Annotated in this window: 16 protein-coding genes; 13 read left to right on the top strand and 3 right to left on the bottom strand. The window is 44.8% G+C overall.

The window, feature by feature from the left end; genetic code table 11:
• Window positions 1-6 precede the first annotated feature (6 nt).
• From H3V14_RS05580 to H3V14_RS05560, 5 genes are all read left to right on the top strand, one after another.
• A complete protein-coding gene (locus H3V14_RS05580) occupies window positions 7-1,188 on the top strand; it encodes an acyl-CoA dehydrogenase family protein (protein ID WP_198227232.1) in 1,182 nt (393 codons plus the stop codon).
• A gap of 7 nt (window positions 1,189-1,195) precedes the next feature.
• On the top strand, window positions 1,196-2,344 hold the full coding sequence (locus tag H3V14_RS05575; protein ID WP_198227230.1) for an acyl-CoA dehydrogenase family protein: 1,149 nt from the start codon (window positions 1,196-1,198) through the stop codon (window positions 2,342-2,344).
• Window positions 2,345-2,483: 139 nt separating this feature from the next.
• A complete protein-coding gene (locus tag H3V14_RS05570; protein WP_075870347.1) occupies window positions 2,484-3,233 on the top strand; it encodes an electron transfer flavoprotein subunit beta/FixA family protein in 750 nt (249 codons plus the stop codon).
• 22 nt (window positions 3,234-3,255) lie between these two features.
• Window positions 3,256-4,185 carry an electron transfer flavoprotein subunit alpha/FixB family protein gene (locus H3V14_RS05565; RefSeq protein ID WP_075913480.1) on the top strand — a complete coding sequence of 310 codons (930 nt, stop codon included), beginning with the start codon at window positions 3,256-3,258 and terminating at the stop codon, window positions 4,183-4,185.
• Window position 4,186: 1 nt separating this feature from the next.
• Complete coding sequence (locus H3V14_RS05560) at window positions 4,187-5,842, top strand: electron transfer flavoprotein-ubiquinone oxidoreductase (protein ID WP_198227228.1); 1,656 nt, start codon at window positions 4,187-4,189, stop codon at window positions 5,840-5,842.
• 432 nt (window positions 5,843-6,274) lie between these two features.
• Here H3V14_RS05560 and H3V14_RS05555 read toward each other — a convergent pair whose 3' ends face one another.
• The gene (locus H3V14_RS05555) at window positions 6,275-6,976 is read right to left on the bottom strand and encodes a glutamine amidotransferase (protein ID WP_198227226.1); all 702 of its coding nucleotides are present in this window, start codon (window positions 6,974-6,976) and stop codon (window positions 6,275-6,277) included.
• 597 nt (window positions 6,977-7,573) lie between these two features.
• Between H3V14_RS05555 and H3V14_RS05550 the strand changes: the two genes are divergently transcribed.
• The 4 genes from H3V14_RS05550 (at window position 7,574) to H3V14_RS05535 (ending at window position 12,767) form a co-directional block, all read left to right on the top strand.
• Window positions 7,574-8,872 carry an MFS transporter gene (locus H3V14_RS05550; RefSeq protein WP_198227224.1) on the top strand — a complete coding sequence of 433 codons (1,299 nt, stop codon included), beginning with the start codon at window positions 7,574-7,576 and terminating at the stop codon, window positions 8,870-8,872.
• 287 nt (window positions 8,873-9,159) lie between these two features.
• Complete coding sequence (locus tag H3V14_RS05545; protein WP_198227222.1) at window positions 9,160-10,572, top strand: aspartate aminotransferase family protein; 1,413 nt, start codon at window positions 9,160-9,162, stop codon at window positions 10,570-10,572.
• A 222-nt stretch (window positions 10,573-10,794) separates the two neighbouring features.
• Window positions 10,795-11,892, top strand: coding sequence for a GNAT family N-acetyltransferase (locus tag H3V14_RS05540; RefSeq protein ID WP_198227220.1), 1,098 nt, complete (start codon window positions 10,795-10,797; stop codon window positions 11,890-11,892).
• Window positions 11,892-12,767, top strand: a complete 876-nt coding sequence (locus tag H3V14_RS05535) for an arginase family protein (protein WP_198227218.1) — start codon at window positions 11,892-11,894, stop codon at window positions 12,765-12,767. Before H3V14_RS05540 ends, H3V14_RS05535 begins: the two co-directional genes overlap by 1 nt.
• 26 nt (window positions 12,768-12,793) lie before the next feature.
• On the opposite strand, the gene H3V14_RS05530 is transcribed toward H3V14_RS05535, so the two are convergent.
• Entirely contained in the window at window positions 12,794-14,143 is a 1,350-nt protein-coding gene (locus tag H3V14_RS05530; protein ID WP_198227216.1) for an ATP-binding protein, read from the bottom strand.
• A 187-nt stretch (window positions 14,144-14,330) separates the two neighbouring features.
• Entirely contained in the window at window positions 14,331-15,059 is a 729-nt protein-coding gene (locus H3V14_RS05525; RefSeq protein ID WP_198227214.1) for a response regulator, read from the bottom strand.
• Window positions 15,060-15,194: 135 nt separating this feature from the next.
• Between H3V14_RS05525 and H3V14_RS05520 the strand changes: the two genes are divergently transcribed.
• Genes H3V14_RS05520 through H3V14_RS05505 form a run of 4 tightly spaced genes read left to right on the top strand, consistent with a single transcriptional unit; the run spans window position 15,195 to window position 17,552 of the window.
• Complete coding sequence (locus H3V14_RS05520; RefSeq protein ID WP_198227212.1) at window positions 15,195-15,923, top strand: MtnX-like HAD-IB family phosphatase; 729 nt, start codon at window positions 15,195-15,197, stop codon at window positions 15,921-15,923.
• Window positions 15,920-16,786 carry a carboxylesterase gene (locus H3V14_RS05515; protein WP_075870357.1) on the top strand — a complete coding sequence of 289 codons (867 nt, stop codon included), beginning with the start codon at window positions 15,920-15,922 and terminating at the stop codon, window positions 16,784-16,786. The genes H3V14_RS05520 and H3V14_RS05515 overlap by 4 nt, the downstream gene beginning before the upstream one ends.
• A 2-nt stretch (window positions 16,787-16,788) precedes the next feature.
• Window positions 16,789-17,157 carry an EamA family transporter gene (locus tag H3V14_RS05510; protein ID WP_198221109.1) on the top strand — a complete coding sequence of 123 codons (369 nt, stop codon included), beginning with the start codon at window positions 16,789-16,791 and terminating at the stop codon, window positions 17,155-17,157.
• Window positions 17,157-17,552, top strand: a complete 396-nt coding sequence (locus H3V14_RS05505; RefSeq protein ID WP_075870359.1) for a multidrug efflux SMR transporter — start codon at window positions 17,157-17,159, stop codon at window positions 17,550-17,552. Before H3V14_RS05510 ends, H3V14_RS05505 begins: the two co-directional genes overlap by 1 nt.
• Window position 17,553 lies beyond the last annotated feature (1 nt).

The raw sequence follows: 17,553 nt of genomic DNA, 5'->3' as shown, positions 1-17,553 counted from the left end.
GTTATTATGGATTTGCGTTTTACTGATGAAGAGCTGAAATTCCGTGATAAGTTGCGGCATTTTTTCCAGACAGAAATTCCCGAAAAAATTCGGGAAAAGGTGAGCGCCGGCGAGAGTTTGAGCAAGGAAGAAATGGTGACCTCGCAACGTATTCTCAACGCTGCAGGGCTTGCTGTACCGCATTGGCCGATTGAATGGGGAGGAAAAAACTGGACGCCTATCCAGCGCTATATTTTCACCGAGGAAGTTCTCTACAATGCAGTTCCCCTTCCGCTCCAGTTCAACTGCTTTATGGTTGGTCCGGTGATTGCTACATTCGGAAATCAGAAGCAAAAAGAACGTTTTCTGAAACGTGCTGCCAATCTTGACGACTGGTGGTGTCAGGGATTTTCCGAACCGGGCGCGGGATCGGATCTCGCATCATTGACAACAAGAGCTGTTCGTGAAGGCGACCATTACATTGTCAATGGACAAAAAACATGGACAACACTCGGCCAATATGCAGACTGGATATTCTGTCTCGTCAGAACAGATCCCAATGTAAAAAAGCAGGCCGGTATATCATTCATCCTTATTGATATGAAAACCCCCGGCATTACCATCCGCCCCATTATTACCATTGACGGACGACATGAAGTCAACGAAATTTTCTTTACCGACGTCAAAGTACCGGCAGAAAACCTTGTGGGTGAGGAAAATAAAGGCTGGTCATACGCCAAATTTCTTTTGGCCAATGAACGTTCCGGAATTGCACGGTTAGGGCTTACCAAAGAACGCGTATCGCGGATCAAACGACTTGCAAAAACGGTTCCTTATCACGAGCAAACCATGTGGGAAAACACCGGCTTCAGGGAACGGCTATCCTGGCTTGAAATCGAATTGAAAGCTTTGGAAATAACGCAAATGCGCGTTTTGTCAAAACAAGTTGCAGGCGATAAAGCACCTGATCCGGCATCATCTATTTTGAAAATCAAGGGATCCGAGCTTCAGCAGGCATCAACTGAATTATTACTTGAACTTGCCGGCCCATTATCATTGGCGGGAAATGATGCAGCAGCTCTACCAGATGGGGTGGATTGGGCGCGCGGTGTTCCCGGACTTTATATGAACACACGCAAGGTTTCGATCTATGGTGGTTCAAACGAAATTCAGCATAATGTAATTGCAAAAGCAATTTTGGGAATGTGAGGCTAAAATGGACTTTCAACTTAATGAAGAACAATCCATGTTGGAAAACAGCATTGGCCGTTTTGTTCGCGAAAAATTCTCGACATTGGAAGCTATTGACAACGCCCGGGAAAATACTTGCGGTTTTAGCGATGCCGATTGGCAACAACTGGTTGAAATGGGTCTCACAATGATGCCTTTTTCAGAAGCAGATGGTGGCCTTGGCTATGGTGTTGAAGAAACCGGCATTGTCATGTCTGCTTTGGGAAGAGGTTTGGTCGCCGCTCCCTATCTTAACAATATTGTCATTCCCGGCGTCATATTGTCGAAAGCTGCAAATGACAGCCAGAAGAGTAAATTGCTTTCAATTATGATCGAAGGTCAGAAACGTTTTGCATTTGCCCATAATGAGGCAAAAACTTTCAATGATCCTTTCAATATCGAATTGTCCGCCAAAAAAAGTGGAAATCAATACGCGCTGAATGGTACCAAAGTGATCGTTCCTTATGCAGAAGGTGCCGATTATTATATTGTCAGTGCCACAACCGACGAAAACAAAGCACCTGAAGAAGGCCTTGGTTTGTTTATCGTGCCAGCAGACACAAAAGGCGTTGAAGCTGTTCATTACAGGAGTGCCGACGGCGGGCGAGCGTCCAACATTACATTCAAAAATGTCATGATTGACGAAGAAAACCTCATCGGCAAGGAAAACGAAGCTTTTCCCGTTATCGAACGTGCTTTGCAAGAAGGTATGGTTGCAATGATGGCCGAAGCTGCCGGCATTATGGATGAACTACTGCATCTCACGGTCGAATATTTGAAACAGCGTGTGCAATTTGGCGTCGCTATTTCTACTTTTCAAGCACTTCAACACAAAGCCGTTGATATGATGATTGCATCAGAGCAAGCCCGCTCCATGAGCTATTATGCGATGATGATGCTGAATACACAGGATGCACAGGAACGCCTTGCTACTCTCTCTGCGGCCAAAGCACAAATCAATAAATCTGCCCGTTTTGTAGGTCAAATGTCGGTACAACTTCACGGTGGTATCGGCATGACAATGGAATATATCGGCGCACATTATTTCCGTCGTTTAACAATGATTGAAATGCTTTTTGGTTCAAACGATGTGCATATCGAGAATGTCATTCATTATGGCAAACTTGTTGCTTGATTGACGGGGAATTTCAAACCCGAAAGGCAACAAAAATGGTTGGATTCAAGTGATGTTACTCCTATACATTGTCTTTCCAACCGAATAACATCGCATGCAGGATGGAAACGATCAGCGGTTCTAGCAAAGGGATAGGCCTATGAAAATATTGGTAGCTGTAAAACGTGTGATAGATTACAACGTCAAGCCGCGCGTAAAAAGTGACGGAACAGGCGTCGAACTTGCTAATGTCAAAATGTCCATGAACCCGTTTGACGAAATAGCGCTTGAACAGGCTGTTCGTGAAAAAGAAGCCGGTCACGCAAGTGAAGTTGTTGCTGTAAGTGTCGGGCCACAGGCTGCACAGGAAACATTACGGACCGCTCTTGCTGTTGGCGCTGATCGGGCTATTCTGGTTACAACAGATGATGAAATAGAACCACTTTCAGTTGCAAAAGTTCTAAAAGCGGTCGTTGACAGCGAAAAACCGGATATGGTTTTCCTCGGAAAACAGGCTATTGATGACGATTCCAACCAGACAGGACAAATGCTTGCGGCTTTGCTTGGTTGGGGACAGGCCACTTTTGCCTCCAAACTTGAGCTTAAAGATGGTGAAGCCGTTGTAACACGTGAAGTCGATGGCGGTTTACAAACAATTGCAGTAAAACTTCCGGCTGTTCTCACCGTTGATCTACGTCTCAACGAACCACGTTATGCCTCTCTTCCAAACATTATGCGTGCGCGCAAAAAGCCGATCGAACAGAAAACTCTGGCTGAACTTGGTGTAACCAACAAACCCAGACTAAAAATCCTGAAAGTGGAAGAACCACAGGCCCGCAAGGCAGGCGTAAAGGTTAAAAATGTTGCCGAACTTGTCGAAAAATTGAAACAAGACGCGGGCGTGCTCTGAGCATCAAGGGAAGGATTTCAATATGACCATTCTTTTATTGGCCGAACATAATAATGTTGCCTTGTCGGAACAAACAGCAAAAGCTTTAACCGCAGCCCACACAATCGGTGGCGATGTCGATATCCTCGTTTGCGGAAAAAATGCACAAACGGTTGCCGAACAGGCCGCAAAACTCGACAATGTCCATAAAGTACTTCTGGCAGAAGCCGATTATCTCGAACAGCAATTGGCCGAACCGGTAGCTGCAACAATTGTTGCACAAAGCAAAGATTATGATGTCATCATGGCCGCATCGACCAGCAATGGCAAAAACATCATGCCACGGGTTGCCGCATCACTTGATGTCATGCAAATTTCCGACATTATCGAGGTTGTCTCGCCCGACACATTCAAACGTCCGATTTATGCCGGCAATGCTATCGAAACCGTGCAGTCAACGGACGGGAAAAAGGTTATTACTGTGCGTACCGCTTCATTCAAGGCAAAGGCAGGAAATGGTACAGCGCCAATTGAGAAAATCACGCCGGCAGCAGATCCATCCCTGTCTCGCTATGTCAGTGAAGAGGTGAAGAAGAGTGACCGGCCTGAACTCACTTCGGCAAAAATCATTGTTTCGGGTGGCCGTGGCCTTGGCTCGGAAGAAAATTTCATGTCCATTCTGCTACCGCTCGCCGATAAGCTTGGCGCTGCGGTGGGCGCAAGCCGTGCAGCCGTTGACGCCGGTTATGCTCCCAATGATTGGCAAGTCGGACAGACCGGAAAAGTTGTTGCACCGGATCTTTATATTGCGGTTGCCATTTCAGGTGCTATCCAGCACCTTGCCGGCATGAAAGATTCGCGTGTCATCGTTGCAATTAACAAGGATGAAGATGCACCCATGATGCATATTGCCGATTACGCATTGGTCGGCGATCTTTTCGACATTATTCCGGAGCTTGAAAAGGCACTTTGAAATGAATGAATTACCTCCGCGCGAAAGCATGGAATTTGATGTGGTTATCGTTGGTGCCGGTCCGGCAGGCCTTTCGGCTGCTATAAGACTGAAACAGATCAATCCCGATCTTTCGGTTGTTATTGTAGAAAAAGGTGTCGAAGTCGGTGCCCATATTCTATCGGGTGCCGTTGTTGATCCAATCGGGATTGACACTCTTTTGCCTGACTGGCGCAACGAACAAAACCATCCTTTCACAACGGAGGTAAAAGAAGACCATATTTTCATGTTGGACGAGACCAGAGCCAAGCAGATTTCCAACCGGATTATGCCAAAAATTCTCTCCAACCATGGTAAATACATCGTCTCTTTGGGAAATGTTTGCCGGTGGCTTGCAACAAAAGCGGAAGCACTCGGCGTTGAAATTTATCCCGGTTTTGCTGCCACTGAAGTTCTTTATAATAAAGACGGTGCTGTTACAGGCATTGCAACCGGTGACATGGGCATCGAAAAAGATGGTAGCCATGGCCCCAATTATATGCGGGGCATGGAGCTTCTCGGCAAATATGTTCTGATTGGTGAAGGTGCGCGTGGTTCACTGGCGAAAACTCTCATCAACAAATTCGAGCTTGATAAAGGGCGCTCACCACAGAAATATGGCATAGGCATAAAAGAGCTGTGGGAGATTGACCCTTCGAAACATCACGCGGGCCTTGTCCAGCATACATTGGGCTGGCCGCTTGATGATGCGACAGGTGGCGGTTCTTTCCTCTATCACATGGAAAACAACCAGATTGCTGTCGGATTTGTTATCCACCTCAATTATAAAAACCCTTATCTTTCGCCATTCGAGGAATTCCAGCGCTTCAAAACACATCCGGCTATTCGCCCGATATTTGAAGGTGGCAAACGTATTGCCTATGGCGCCCGTTCTCTGACCGAAGGCGGCTGGCAATCTGTTCCGAAATTAAGTTTTCCGGGGGGTGCCTTGATCGGCTGTTCTGCCGGTTTCATGAATGTTCCCCGCATCAAGGGCTCGCATAATGCTGTGTTATCCGGTGTTTACGCTGCCAATGCCGTTGCGGGAGCCATAAAATCCGGCCGCAGTCATGATGAAATTGCTGAAATTGAAAATGGCTGGCGTGACAGTGCAATCGGAAAAGATCTTTATCCGGTACGCAATGTCAAGCCGTTGCTGTCAAAATATGGCACGAAAAAAGGTGTCCAACTCGGCGGCTTTGACATGTGGTGTCAAGCACTCTTCCACTTTTCAATATTTGGTACAATGTCGCATGGTATGCCGGATTATCTTTATCTTGAGCCGGCAGAAAAACACAAACCTATCGACTATCCGAAGCCTGATGGCATTGTCAGTTTTGACAGGCTTTCGAGCGTTTTTCTTTCCAATACCAATCATGAAGAAAACGAGCCTTGCCATTTGAAAGTAACGTCACTCGATGTTCAGGAAAAATCGGAGTTGACCGTTTATGCCGGTCCCTCGACACGCTATTGCCCTGCCGGCGTTTACGAGTGGATCGAAAAGGATGGCAGAGAAACCTATGTCATTAATGCGCAAAACTGCATCCATTGTAAAACATGTGATATCAAAGACCCGAACCAGAATATCACATGGACATGTCCGCAGGGTGGTGAAGGTCCCGTTTATCCGAATATGTGATTTATTTCCCGATATAGGTAACAGCGTGAATATTTTTGCGAAACATTTGGCCTCTGGGCTAACCAAAACGGAGACAGCACCTCATTCGGTTATTCTGCCTTGATGACAGCAGGCAGAATAACTTGACTGCTGTGTTACGATTAACAGAAAAGCCTGAACAATTATTTCCTTATTTTTTCATTTTAATCCAAAGTTACAACAAAAAGAATTTCCGCAAGGGCGGGGGTAAAATTTCACAACCGATTTTAAAATGAGTACGTCTTGCTTTGTGTAAAAACCGGAATGAAATTCGTGTAAAATTTTACAAATCACAATCTTCAACAATAGCAATATCAATGCATGAAACGGGATAATAGTTTTTAAGCCCAGATTCTCGAAGCGAATTTCCGTGTTGAAAAGATTGCCCTGTTGACGGAAGCAATTTTGCAACAATCAGATATTTTTCAAAAAGTCATCACACCAGAGATTGAAAATTTTTTCAGCTTTTGTTCTCAAATCTCCTTGGTATTTTTTTGCCTCATTGCGAAGATTAACCGGATCAATTCCGGCTTGCGAAAGCTCGACGGCATGGCCGACCAACCAATGTTCAAAATAATCAAGATCGGCTTCAAGATGAAATTGTAACGCCAAAATGTTTTCATATGAAAACGCCTGATTGGGACAAATACCGGTTTCTGCCAAACGCTTCGCCCCTTCCGGAATCTCGAACTCATCACCATGCCAATGAAGAACCGGCGTTGTGCCGATCAATGCAAGTGGGCTTTTCTCCCCTTCATCAGTTAATTGCAGGCTTGAAAAGCCGATTTCTTTTTTACCCATCGGTTGTACTTTTGCGCCAAGAACGCTTGCAATCAATTGTGCTCCGAGACACACACCGACCATCGGTTTTTTGATTTTCAAGGACTTTTCTATCAGTTTCAATTCCTGATTGATAAAAGGATAGCGTTCACCATCATAAACACCGATAGGACCGCCTAGAATAATGACGATATCTGCTTTATTAACCGGGAACGCAGAAATGTCATCGCGCGTTGCATCAAGATTTTTTAGTTCATATCCGCGTTTGGCAAGAACATTCCCGATCAAACCGGCATTTTCAAATTCTAGATGTTGTAAAACAAGCGCTGTTTTCATTTTCTTCTCCGTTAAAATCTGTTGCAGCAAGTGAACGAATGCAAAAGACTTAAGTCCAAAAAGCAGTATTGAAAGCATGAAAAGCAGTGAATGCCAAGTCGTTTTATCAAAAGACTACGTTAGATAATATCAACAACGATCCTGAAAATTATCCAGAGACGGAATTTTACAATCAATTTTTTAAGCGAAGTTTTTATCTACCGAATAATTGATTTTGAACGATCCATATTTCCATAAGTACGACCTTTTCAGTTCAAATTATTCCAAAGTATTTCTGAAAATAAAATTTAATGACTTATTCAATTTATTTTTATGAAAACATTTATTTTCGCCTTGCGATACAAATAAAAATATTCATTATATCAACAGGTTTCCTTTCGTGGGACCTATTGGGAGGATTAACGACAATCTAATTTTGACCAATCGTTGGAAGCTGTTTTACAGCTTGCAGCAATAGATGTTCTGTCGTTTTGCATAATGGCCGTCAGGAGGATTTTGAAAGGCGGTCTGATTTCAGAAGGGAGGAACTTCAAATACGTCCCAAGTTTGAATGTCCCTGGTTAACAGTCATTATAATTTTTATTGGACACAACAACTATGGAACAAAATATAAGTGAAAGGACACGTCGCGCACGTAAAGCAGGCATTGCCTCTTTTATCGGAACGACAATCGAATGGTATGATTTTTATGCATATAGTACAGCTGCCGCATTGGTATTGGGGAAATTGTTTTTTCCGGCGACTGATCCGGGAACAGCAACCCTAGCGGCTTTTGCAACTTTTTGGGTGGGTTTTTTTGCCAGACCTGTCGGAGGGATTTTCTTTGGCCATCTGGGCGACCGTATCGGCCGCAAAAAGACACTGGTAGCGACACTTCTGTTAATGGGATGTTGTACAACTTTGATAGGATTTTTACCGGTATATGAAAATGTCGGTATTGTTGCGCCTATACTCCTTGTTGTCTTGCGATTGATCCAAGGTTTGGCAATGGGAGGTGAATGGGGTGGCGCCGTGGTTCTTTCAGCCGAACATGCACCGAAGGGAAAATCCATTTTTTACGCTGCTTTTGCTCAACAGGGCTCTCCTGCCGGAAATATGCTTGCAACATTGGTTTTTCTATTTTTCTCGATGTTGCCTGATGAAAAATTCCTGAGTTGGGGATGGCGTTTGCCTTTCATGTTCTCCGCCATTCTGGTTATAATAGGTCTTATCATCCGCATCAGTGTGGATGAGTCACCCGAGATGGAAAAAATACAGAAGGAAAAAGCTGTTGCTCGCCTCCCTATTGCAGAGGTATTAAAAAAATATAAGGCAATAGTTTTGCTGGGAATTGGTGCGACCATCATAACGGTCACTGCAACCTATTTCAAAACAACTTTTGCTCTTGCATGGGCGGTTCATGAAAAGCTCTTTACCCGCACCGAATTTCTATCCATCGTCAGTGTCGCTATCTTTGTTCAACTTCTGGTTCAGCCTTTTGGTGCGATTCTGGCTTCGAAGTTCGATCTGCGAAAAACCGTGACATGGATGCTTATTCCCGAAATTTTCATGTTGCCACTTATGTTCTCACTCATCGAGACGAAGTCCATGCCGTTAGCGATAATTGGCATGGCCTTGGCGACTGTCCCACACTCGCTCTATTATGCAGCTCTTGCGGGTATCCTCGTGAAAGCATTTCCTACTCAAGTCCGTTATACTGCAATTTCGGTGACCTATCAGGTTTGCTCGATGATATTTGCCGGCTCCACACCGATGATTGCGCAATACTTACTCAATGAAACGGGTACAATTTTGTCGGCTATGGCTTTTGCCATTGCACAGGTGGTCATTACATTAATCTGCGCTGTTGCCCTAATTGTCTACGCAAAAATTCCTAATGAAAGAGATGAAGTGTAAAAGCGATTTTTTAGAATTGTCGAAAAATCCGATTGGCAAATTTAATGAATTTGCCAATCGTTTTCATTGTCATGATTAGTGACAACGGAATATTGTGATCAGACGATTACAAAATGAAAATCTATCCGTTTATGACATCAGCCACCAATTTTTCAGACTTTGTAACCGCATTCTTCAGAGGTTTTCAGCCAAAGATAAGTTTTGTTACTAAAGCAAAACACAAACACAACAGCCCTAACTTTTTCGGGCTCTAAAATTCCGACTATCTTTTAGTTTGGAGTGCAAATATGGCAAAACCAGAAAAAATGACAAAATCTGATGCCAAGGCTTTCGAGTCTCGGCTGCTTGCCGATGAAGCAAAATATTGCTCCTTCGGTGATACTGTCCACTACGTAAATCCGCCAAAAGTATTTGCCGGTTGTGAAGGCTCCTATATGTATGATCTCGAAGGTGTCCCTTACCTTGATCTGCAAATGTGGTATTCCGCCTGTAACTTTGGCTACGCAAATCCCCGCCTTGATAATGTTCTGAAAAAGCAGATCGACACTTTACCACAGGTTGCCAGCCAATATTTGCATCCGACAAAAATCGAATTGGCCAAAATCATTGCCGAAGATATGAAGAAGAAATTCGGCCTTGATGGGCGTATCCATTTCAATGTCGGCGGTTCGCAATGTATTGAAGATTCTCTGAAAGTCGTTCGTAATGCCAAGGCCGGAAAGAGCCTGATGTTTGCCTTTCAAGGTGGCTATCACGGCCGCACATTGGGTGCTTCTTCCATTACATCGAGCTATCGCTATCGCCGCCGTTACGGGCATTTTGGCGAACGCGCCATGTTCCTGCCCTTCCCTTATCCGTTCCGTCGTCCTAAAGGAATGACTGTTGAAGAATATGGCGAACATTGTGTCAACGAATTCGCCCGCCTGTTTGAAACAGAATATAATGGCGTATGGGATCCGAAAGCTAATGAAACCGAATACGCTGCCTTCTATATCGAACCTCTTCAGGGCACTGGCGGTTACGTTATTCCACCGAGAAACTTCTTTAAAGGCATCAAGAAAGTTCTCGACGAGCATGGCATTCTTCTTGTGGTCGACGAAATCCAGATGGGATTTTATCGCACAGGCAAATTATGGTCGATTGAACATTTCGGCGTTACCCCTGATGTTCTTGTTTTCGCCAAATCGCTCACCAATGGGCTTAATCCTTTGGGTGGTCTTTGGGCACGCGAAGAATTGATCAATCCGAAAATGTTTCCTCCGGGGTCAACCCATTCAACATTCGCTTCGAATCCGCTCGGAACAGCGCTCGGTGTCGAAGTTTTCCATATGCTTGGTGAAACCGATTACGAAACCATGGTTATGGAAAAGGGCAAACATTTTCTGGAAGGATTGCAAGATCTTCAGAAACGTCATCCGGAAATTGGTGATGTTGACGGCTTGGGCTTGGCCTTGCGGGCCGAAATTTGCACCGAAGATGGCTTCACACCAAACAAAGCGCTTCTTGATCGCATGGTCGACATCGGCCTTTCGGGTGATCTTGATTGGCAGGGCAAAAAAACCGGCCTCGTTCTTGATGTCGGTGGTTATTATAAAAACGTCATCACGCTTGCACCGTCACTTCTCATCACAACAGAAGAAATTGACAAAGCAATTTCACTGCTTGATCAATTGATTACGCGTGCAAAGAAGGAACAATAAAATTGATGCTGGACCGGTTACAATTCCGGTCTGAAAAACCTTTTGTGTGAAGGGGAAACGCTTTCCCCTTCACGTCATTTAGTGAAATACTTGCTTCGCATTTTTTTGAAATTCCAAGCTTTTTATACAGCGTGCTGACAGTCATTTCCGTACGAGGTGAAGACGCCTAAACGAATTTCAATCCGCTTCTTTCAAAACATTCGATGGGTAAACCGGCGAAATATGGAAAATCGAAAAGAGACAGACAACGCCATTAAAGCTTGGTCAAACAAGCTCGAACCCGATTATCTTTTAAGCGATTTTCTGCGCCACCCGCCTGTTGATTTCAAGGCAACCATTTCCGAAGTCGGACTTCCGGTTTTTTCAGCTCTCTTTGATCTCACAACGACAATGGATAATGAAGATCAAAAGCGTTTAAAAAAAATACCGTTCTATAAATTCTGGTCACGGCTGTTGAAATATAAAACATTGTTTGTCGGCACAACTGTATCGGAATTTTCGCCGCTGCCCACACCTTTTAATGCAACTCAAGTGGCGCTTTCCTTGAAAGAAAAAGAAGGCAAAAATTATCCGCTTGTTATTGTCAAAGATTTGCCCTCCCCTTCGCCATTAATATCCGATGAAGATGCGAGAAAAACCGCCGGTTTTCTTGAACAATTGGAACAGGCGGGCTTTATTTCTGTTTCAGGCCAAGCGCTTGCCTATGTGCCTGTCGATTATTCTTCACAGGATGATTTTCTTTCCCGTTTTTCGAAAAATCGCCGCAAGGATTTTCGTCGGAAATTGCGTGCGATGGAAAATTTGGAGATTGAGGTTTTAACCGCCAACTCGCCTTATCTTCAAAGTGACGAGGTGATAAAACACTTCTACCGGCTTTATTTGCAGGTCTTTCAACAGAGCGAAATCCATTTCGATCGTTTAAGCGAAGAGTTTTTCTACGATTTGTTACATACGGACGACGAAAGCCTGCGGGTTGTTGTCTATAAAAAAAGTGGCAAGCTCATCGGTTACAATATCTGTTTTGCCTATAAAGACATGCTTGTCGACAAATATATCGGCTTTGATTACCCGCTTGCAACCGACAATAATCTTTATTTCATCAGCTGGTTTTTCAATCTTGAATATGCCCGACTCAACGGTTTCAAATATTATGTTGCCGGTTGGACCGACCCTGAAATCAAAGCCTATCTTGGCGCAAAATTCGTTTATACACGCCATGCCGTCTATATCCGCAATCCTTTGTTGCGAGGGATATTGAAGCACTTCCGGCATCATTTCGAAAGTGATGCCCATCTTGAACTTCAAGGAGACCAAAACTGATGAAAAATCCGGTTATCCTCGATTTTGACAATAGTGTGGGAACATTTGACAATTCCATCAATATCGATTTTAGCGGGTGGCAAGACCGTATCCGTTACGCTACGACTTTTGCCAATTTTCGTAAGCTGGAACTGGAGCTTGGAAAACAGATGCCGGAAACTTATGGACCGGTTTTCCTTGGAAGTGGTGATTATCACCATGTCAGCCAATTATTGATAAAACATTGTTACAAACATATTAAAAAAGACTCTTTAACGCTCATTGTGATTGATAACCATCCAGACAATATGCGTTATCCTTTCGGCATCCATTGTGGTTCATGGATCAGTCATGCTGCGTCATTGCCATTCGTCGACCATGTTCACGTCGTCGGCATTACCTCCGGCGATATCGGGGTTAAACATGCTGTCGAAAACCGCTTGAAACCGCTTATGTCCAACAAATTGACATATTGGTCGACAAAAGTGGATGTGAGCTGGGCAAATGTTCTGGGACTAAAGAATGCTTTTCAGACATTTGCCAATGTTGATGACATGATGTCGGCCTTTATCAGCAGCATTTATAAGGAAAATCTCCCCGTCTATCTGTCAATTGACAAGGATGCGCTCTCGCCGCAATTTATCCATACCAATTGGGATCAGGGCGAGATGGAGCCGCGGCATTTGACCGATCTTATCACCAATATCGGTTCCCGGCTCGAAGCCTGTGATATTACAGGCGAGGTTTCCAATTACACTTATCACAGTTTCTGGAAAAGTCTTTTAAGTAAACTTGACGGGCAAACAAGTGTTTCCAACGAACTGATTACAAAGTGGCAAAAAGAACAGCATGAGTTGAATAGCAAGCTCATCGAAACGCTTTCCGCTTATCTTTGAAGAGCATATAATTAAAATCGTCCGTGTTAAAGACCGAAGCGCATAACGAAACGCGCGCCCCCCAAGCGGCTTGAAAGGACGAAAGCCGAACCATGGTGGAGTTCTGCAATGGCACGCACGAATGCAAGGCCAACCCCATAGCCCTCATGCGAACCGGATTTGTCATTATCAAGCCGGAAGAAAGGCGAGAATATTTCTTCTCTGGAGCTTTCGGCTATACCCGGCCCATCATCATCGAATTCGAAAATCAGCGCATCATCCTGTTTATAAACATGGATATAAACCTTTGAACGGGCATATTTGAAAGCATTGAGGAGAATATTGCGAAATGCCATAGCTGCCAATTTCGGATCAATGGAGCTATCCACATTGGCGATATCGTAACTGACTTCGAATCCCTTTGGCTTTAACAATGACAGATCGTCAATGATGTTTTCTGCCCAACGCTTGATATGAACATTTTCAAGCTTTGTTGGCATGTTTTTGTTGTTCATGCGGAAATAATCGAGAGATATTTTTATCAGTTGTTCAAGCTCGTCGATATCCTTGTCAATTCCAGCATAAAGCTTCGTTTTTTCTGCCGGATCGGAATCTTCCAGCATACTCAAGCCGAAGCGCAACCGGGCAAGAGGCGTGCGGAATTCATGCGCCATAGCATGCATCATGGTACGGCTGTGACCGACAAGAAGTTCAAGACGGGTTGCCATATCATTGATGACATGGCCGATCATTTTTAGCGGTTCACTACGAATTTTCGGAACACGTGCTGTCAAATCCCCCTCGCCCAATGCGTTGGCTGTCAATCTGATGGCTCGCGCTTCGCGCCACAATGTGGAAAAAGCAAAATATAAAATGGCAAAAAACAGCAGAGCATTGACGATTGTAAGCAGTGCCAGAAGGATGAAAATTGCACTGGCATTGGCATCATTGATGTCGGTCGTAACGAGCGGGCCGAGTTTCAGATAGCCGCCTGATTGTAGTTTGGCATAGATATGATCGTCTTCGTCATCATAACCAAGGTCATAGGATTTCAATTGCTCTTTCACGTCATCGGAAAAGTGGTCGGACTTTTCGATATAAGCGAGGCGGAAATGGAAATGTGGCTGCAATTCCTGAAGCACTTCCGACGGCTTTTTCAACGGCTCGTTCGCGATTGCCTGATCAATCATGTAGACAGTGCCTTGATGGGCATCGCGTTCTATATCCGCGTCGTCAATAATGCCGGTCCAATTGGCAGGTAGAGCAAGAAACAGCTGCAAGGTGCCATAGGCGACACCACCTTGTAAAAAAAACAGAATGATAAGCACACTGATCGAGCGTAAAATGACCATACGGCGACGGCTTTTTTGTAGCCCATCGTGTTCTTCGTTCGTCATAGCATTTCACCAATCATTGCCGCCATTCGCATTTTCACGTAATTCGGCTTATCTTTCCCGAAGATTATAGCCCGATTATCCGCTTTTTATATCATTGGCAGATTTTATGCCATTTTGTTTGCTTCTTTCCGCTATCTTTCTTGTAAGGCTTGGCTCCCTGTTTTGATTACGGCTTCAGCCTGTTTTCTCATTTTCCTTCCCATTGCAGAAAAAGATATCCCTTGGCACGAACTGTCTTGATAAATCTCGGATTTTCAAGGTCATCCCCAAGCCGACGGCGAAGCCTGGAAATGCGTGCATCAATTGACCTATCAAGACCATCAAACTCGATACCACGCAACGCGTTCAATATATCGTCGCGTGATAATATTTGGCCAGCATGACTTGCGAGCAGCCACAGAAGATCGAATTCGGCTGTGGTTAAATCAACCGGTCTATTATCAATCAGCACTGCGCGGTTATCCTTGTCTATGACGAGATTGCCGAAAACAAGTTTGGTGCGCGACGAAAGTGGTGCGTCGCTTTCCGGATGGCTTTCATCGATAATTTCACTTTCTTTGCGCCTTAGAAGCGCGCGTATATGGGCAAGCAAACGGCGTGGCTCGACCGGCTTTGACATATAGTCGTCGGCACCAAGTTCCAATCCGATAATTTCATCAATATCATCCTCGCTTGCCGTCATGATCAATATCGGGCCTTTATAGAAGGGACGCACATCACGGCAAACATCAAAACCGGATTTTCCGGGAAGCATGACATCAAGTATAACGAGATCAGGCAGCAGCTGCTTAATTGCCTCTTCGGCTGTATCACCGCGAGGATGCACCTCTACATCATAGTTCTGTCGCTTCAGATAGTTGGCTACGAGTTCGGCAAGTCGGGTATCATCTTCTATTATAAGAATTTTTTTGTTCATGCAGGTCTTTCTTTTCCGGTTACAGAAATGCAACAAAGAACGCATAGTCGTCTTTATTGTTTATAGGTAAAAGGTCGCTACGTATCAAGCTGACCAATTTTGTGTTGATGGCTATCATTGGAGATTAAGACGAATATGACAAGAACGTTCCCGAATGCTTTTCAAGCTTTGAGCGCTCCCGTATTCTCACAAGGCCCCATATTTTCGCGTGTCTTTGTCGATTTCGACGGCACGATTGCCGATAATGATGTGACAGACGTTCTTTTGGAAAGATTTGCATCTCCAAACTGGGAATCAATTGAACAGGATTGGCTTTCTGGCAAAATCGGTGCACGCGAATGCATGATGCGACAGATCGCGCTTATAAAAGCCTCGCCCGTCGAGCTCAAAAAATGTCTTGATGAAATGAAAATCGATCCGGCTTTTCCGGATTTTGTCCGCTTGCTTGATCAGCAAGGGGTCGATATTGCCATTTTAAGCGACGGGCTTGATTATAGCATCCGCACGATTTTGAAACGTTATGGGCTCGAAAACGTCAAGGTTTTTGCGAACCGTCTTCTTTATGCGGGCAACAATAATTGGCAGTTACAATTTCCCTACAAAAATGTTGCTTGCCCCGCAGGCAATTGCAAATGCCGCCATTTTGCCAATTCGAGCAACGGATTTACCCTTTATATCGGCGATGGAACATCGGATTTTTGCGCGGCCGGAAAAGCCGACCTTGTACTCGCCAAAGGAAAACTTGCCGATTATTGTGCGGCAAGCGGCATTGACCACATCAAGGTAGATAATTTCGCTGAAATCATGCAAATCTGGCACAAATTGCAGCGGCCGGAAAAAGCCCGCAAAAGGGTGGCTTCATGATTACCGATGTCAGCTTTTTCTATAAAGGTGGTCGGGCTGGCGTTCTTCTCATTCATGGTTTGACAGGCACACCGGCCGAAATGCAAATTCTGGGCAAAGGTTTGCATAAGCACGGTTTTACTGTTTACGGGATGCAACTTGCAGGCCATTGCGGTGATGAAAACGACCTTTTGGCAACCAGCTGGCATGATTGGTATGATAGTGTCATACGTGCGGCAGAACGTCTTTCAGAACATGTTGACACAATGTTTGTCGGCGGACTTTCTATGGGTGCGGTTCTGGCACTCAAATACACCGCCGATCACCCCGAAAATATAAAAGGTGTCGGCGTATATGGTCCGACATTCATTTATGACGGCTGGTCTATCCCGCGTTATATCCAGCGGTCTGTATTTTTGTTGAAATGGTTCAAAGCACTCGGCATTTTCCAGAAAAGTGTGTTTATCGAACGGCCGCCTTATGGTTTGAAAGACGAGCGCATACGCAAAACCATTTCCGAAAGTATGCTTTCAGGCGACAGTGCCAAAGGTGGACTTGCCGGAAATCCGCTCGGTTCGCTTGCCGAGATGCAAGAACTTGCAAAACAAACCGAGACACAATTGCATGATATAAAAGCTCCTTGCCTTATCATGCATTCAAACCATGATGACATTGCCAATATGGAAACAAATTCGGGACTTGTTGCCCGTTCGGTTTCAGGCCCCGTCAAGATGATACCATTGGAGAACAGCTACCATATGATAACAATTGACCGTGACCGTAAAAAAGTCATTCAGGAAAGTGCCGACTTCTTTGGTGCTTTGTGCACAAAAGATCAATTGGTGCCCCCTGCTGTAAACCCGTTTATTCGCGAGATTGCTTGACAATGAGTTGGCTGATTTTTCTGGTGTGGTTTGGAAATATTGTTTGTGACACTATCGGCCAGCTTGCCTTCAAAGGTGCAGCCACAGAACCGGACGAGGAGAACAAACCGCAGTCGCTTTTTCAATATTGGCTAGCGCTGTTCCGCCAGCCATTATTATGGCTCGGCATCATATCCTATGTCGCCGAATTTTTGCTATGGATGGCATTTTTAACATTGGTTCCGCTTTCGGAAGGCATATTGCTCGGCTCAATCAATATCATTGTCATCATGGTATTGGGGCGGCTGTTTTTTGATGAAAAACTCACCTCTATGCGGGTTCTCGGCATCAGCTTTGTTGCCATCGGTGTTGCTATTGTGGGAGCTTTTTAATGCGTCGCTTCTATATATTGGGCTTTTTCTTTTTGATGATGTTCGACACGCTCGGACAGATCAGCTTCAAGCTTTCTGCAACCGCCGCCCTGCCCTTGGAAGCAAGCCTCGGATGGTTATACCGGATTTTTTCCCATCCTTTTGTCTATTTTGCCATTCTCGGCTATGTCGGGGCATTCTTCACATGGATGACGCTTTTAAGACGCGCACCTGTTGGTCCGGCATTTGCGGCGTCGCATCTTGAAGTCGTCACTGTCATGATTGCTTCCGTTCTGATATTCGGTGAAACAATTTCATTGGCGCATTTTGCCGGTGCGCTGTTTATTGTTGCGGGCATTGTCTGCCTTGCATTTGCCGAACGTGATGTCATCAAAAAAGAAAACGAGAAATCATAAG

Origin of the sequence: Bartonella sp. W8151 (genome assembly GCF_016100385.1) — a bacterium.
In the GTDB taxonomy this organism is placed as follows: Bacteria; Pseudomonadota; Alphaproteobacteria; order Rhizobiales; family Rhizobiaceae; genus Bartonella; species Bartonella apis.
The sequence above is the reverse complement of the archived record's forward strand: the minus strand, read 5'-3'. Positions and strand labels throughout refer to the sequence as shown.

Excerpts from the sequence above, each read along its gene's own strand:
- H3V14_RS05505 (WP_075870359.1), top strand. The coding sequence starts at position 17,157 with ATGCGTCGCTTCTATATATTGGGCTTTTTCTTTTTGATGATGTTCGAC.
- H3V14_RS05545 (WP_198227222.1), top strand. The coding sequence starts at position 9,160 with ATGGCAAAACCAGAAAAAATGACAAAATCTGATGCCAAGGCTTTCGAG.
- H3V14_RS05520 (WP_198227212.1), top strand. The coding sequence starts at position 15,195 with ATGACAAGAACGTTCCCGAATGCTTTTCAAGCTTTGAGCGCTCCCGTA.
- H3V14_RS05510 (WP_198221109.1), top strand. The coding sequence starts at position 16,789 with ATGAGTTGGCTGATTTTTCTGGTGTGGTTTGGAAATATTGTTTGTGAC.
- H3V14_RS05515 (WP_075870357.1), top strand. The coding sequence starts at position 15,920 with ATGATTACCGATGTCAGCTTTTTCTATAAAGGTGGTCGGGCTGGCGTT.
- H3V14_RS05580 (WP_198227232.1), top strand. The coding sequence starts at position 7 with ATGGATTTGCGTTTTACTGATGAAGAGCTGAAATTCCGTGATAAGTTG.
- H3V14_RS05575 (WP_198227230.1), top strand. The coding sequence starts at position 1,196 with ATGGACTTTCAACTTAATGAAGAACAATCCATGTTGGAAAACAGCATT.
- H3V14_RS05560 (WP_198227228.1), top strand. The coding sequence starts at position 4,187 with ATGAATGAATTACCTCCGCGCGAAAGCATGGAATTTGATGTGGTTATC.
- H3V14_RS05570 (WP_075870347.1), top strand. The coding sequence starts at position 2,484 with ATGAAAATATTGGTAGCTGTAAAACGTGTGATAGATTACAACGTCAAG.
- H3V14_RS05540 (WP_198227220.1), top strand. The coding sequence starts at position 10,795 with ATGGAAAATCGAAAAGAGACAGACAACGCCATTAAAGCTTGGTCAAAC.
- H3V14_RS05535 (WP_198227218.1), top strand. The coding sequence starts at position 11,892 with ATGAAAAATCCGGTTATCCTCGATTTTGACAATAGTGTGGGAACATTT.
- H3V14_RS05525 (WP_198227214.1), bottom strand. The coding sequence starts at position 15,059 with ATGAACAAAAAAATTCTTATAATAGAAGATGATACCCGACTTGCCGAA.
- H3V14_RS05550 (WP_198227224.1), top strand. The coding sequence starts at position 7,574 with ATGGAACAAAATATAAGTGAAAGGACACGTCGCGCACGTAAAGCAGGC.
- H3V14_RS05555 (WP_198227226.1), bottom strand. The coding sequence starts at position 6,976 with ATGAAAACAGCGCTTGTTTTACAACATCTAGAATTTGAAAATGCCGGT.
- H3V14_RS05565 (WP_075913480.1), top strand. The coding sequence starts at position 3,256 with ATGACCATTCTTTTATTGGCCGAACATAATAATGTTGCCTTGTCGGAA.
- H3V14_RS05530 (WP_198227216.1), bottom strand. The coding sequence starts at position 14,143 with ATGACGAACGAAGAACACGATGGGCTACAAAAAAGCCGTCGCCGTATG.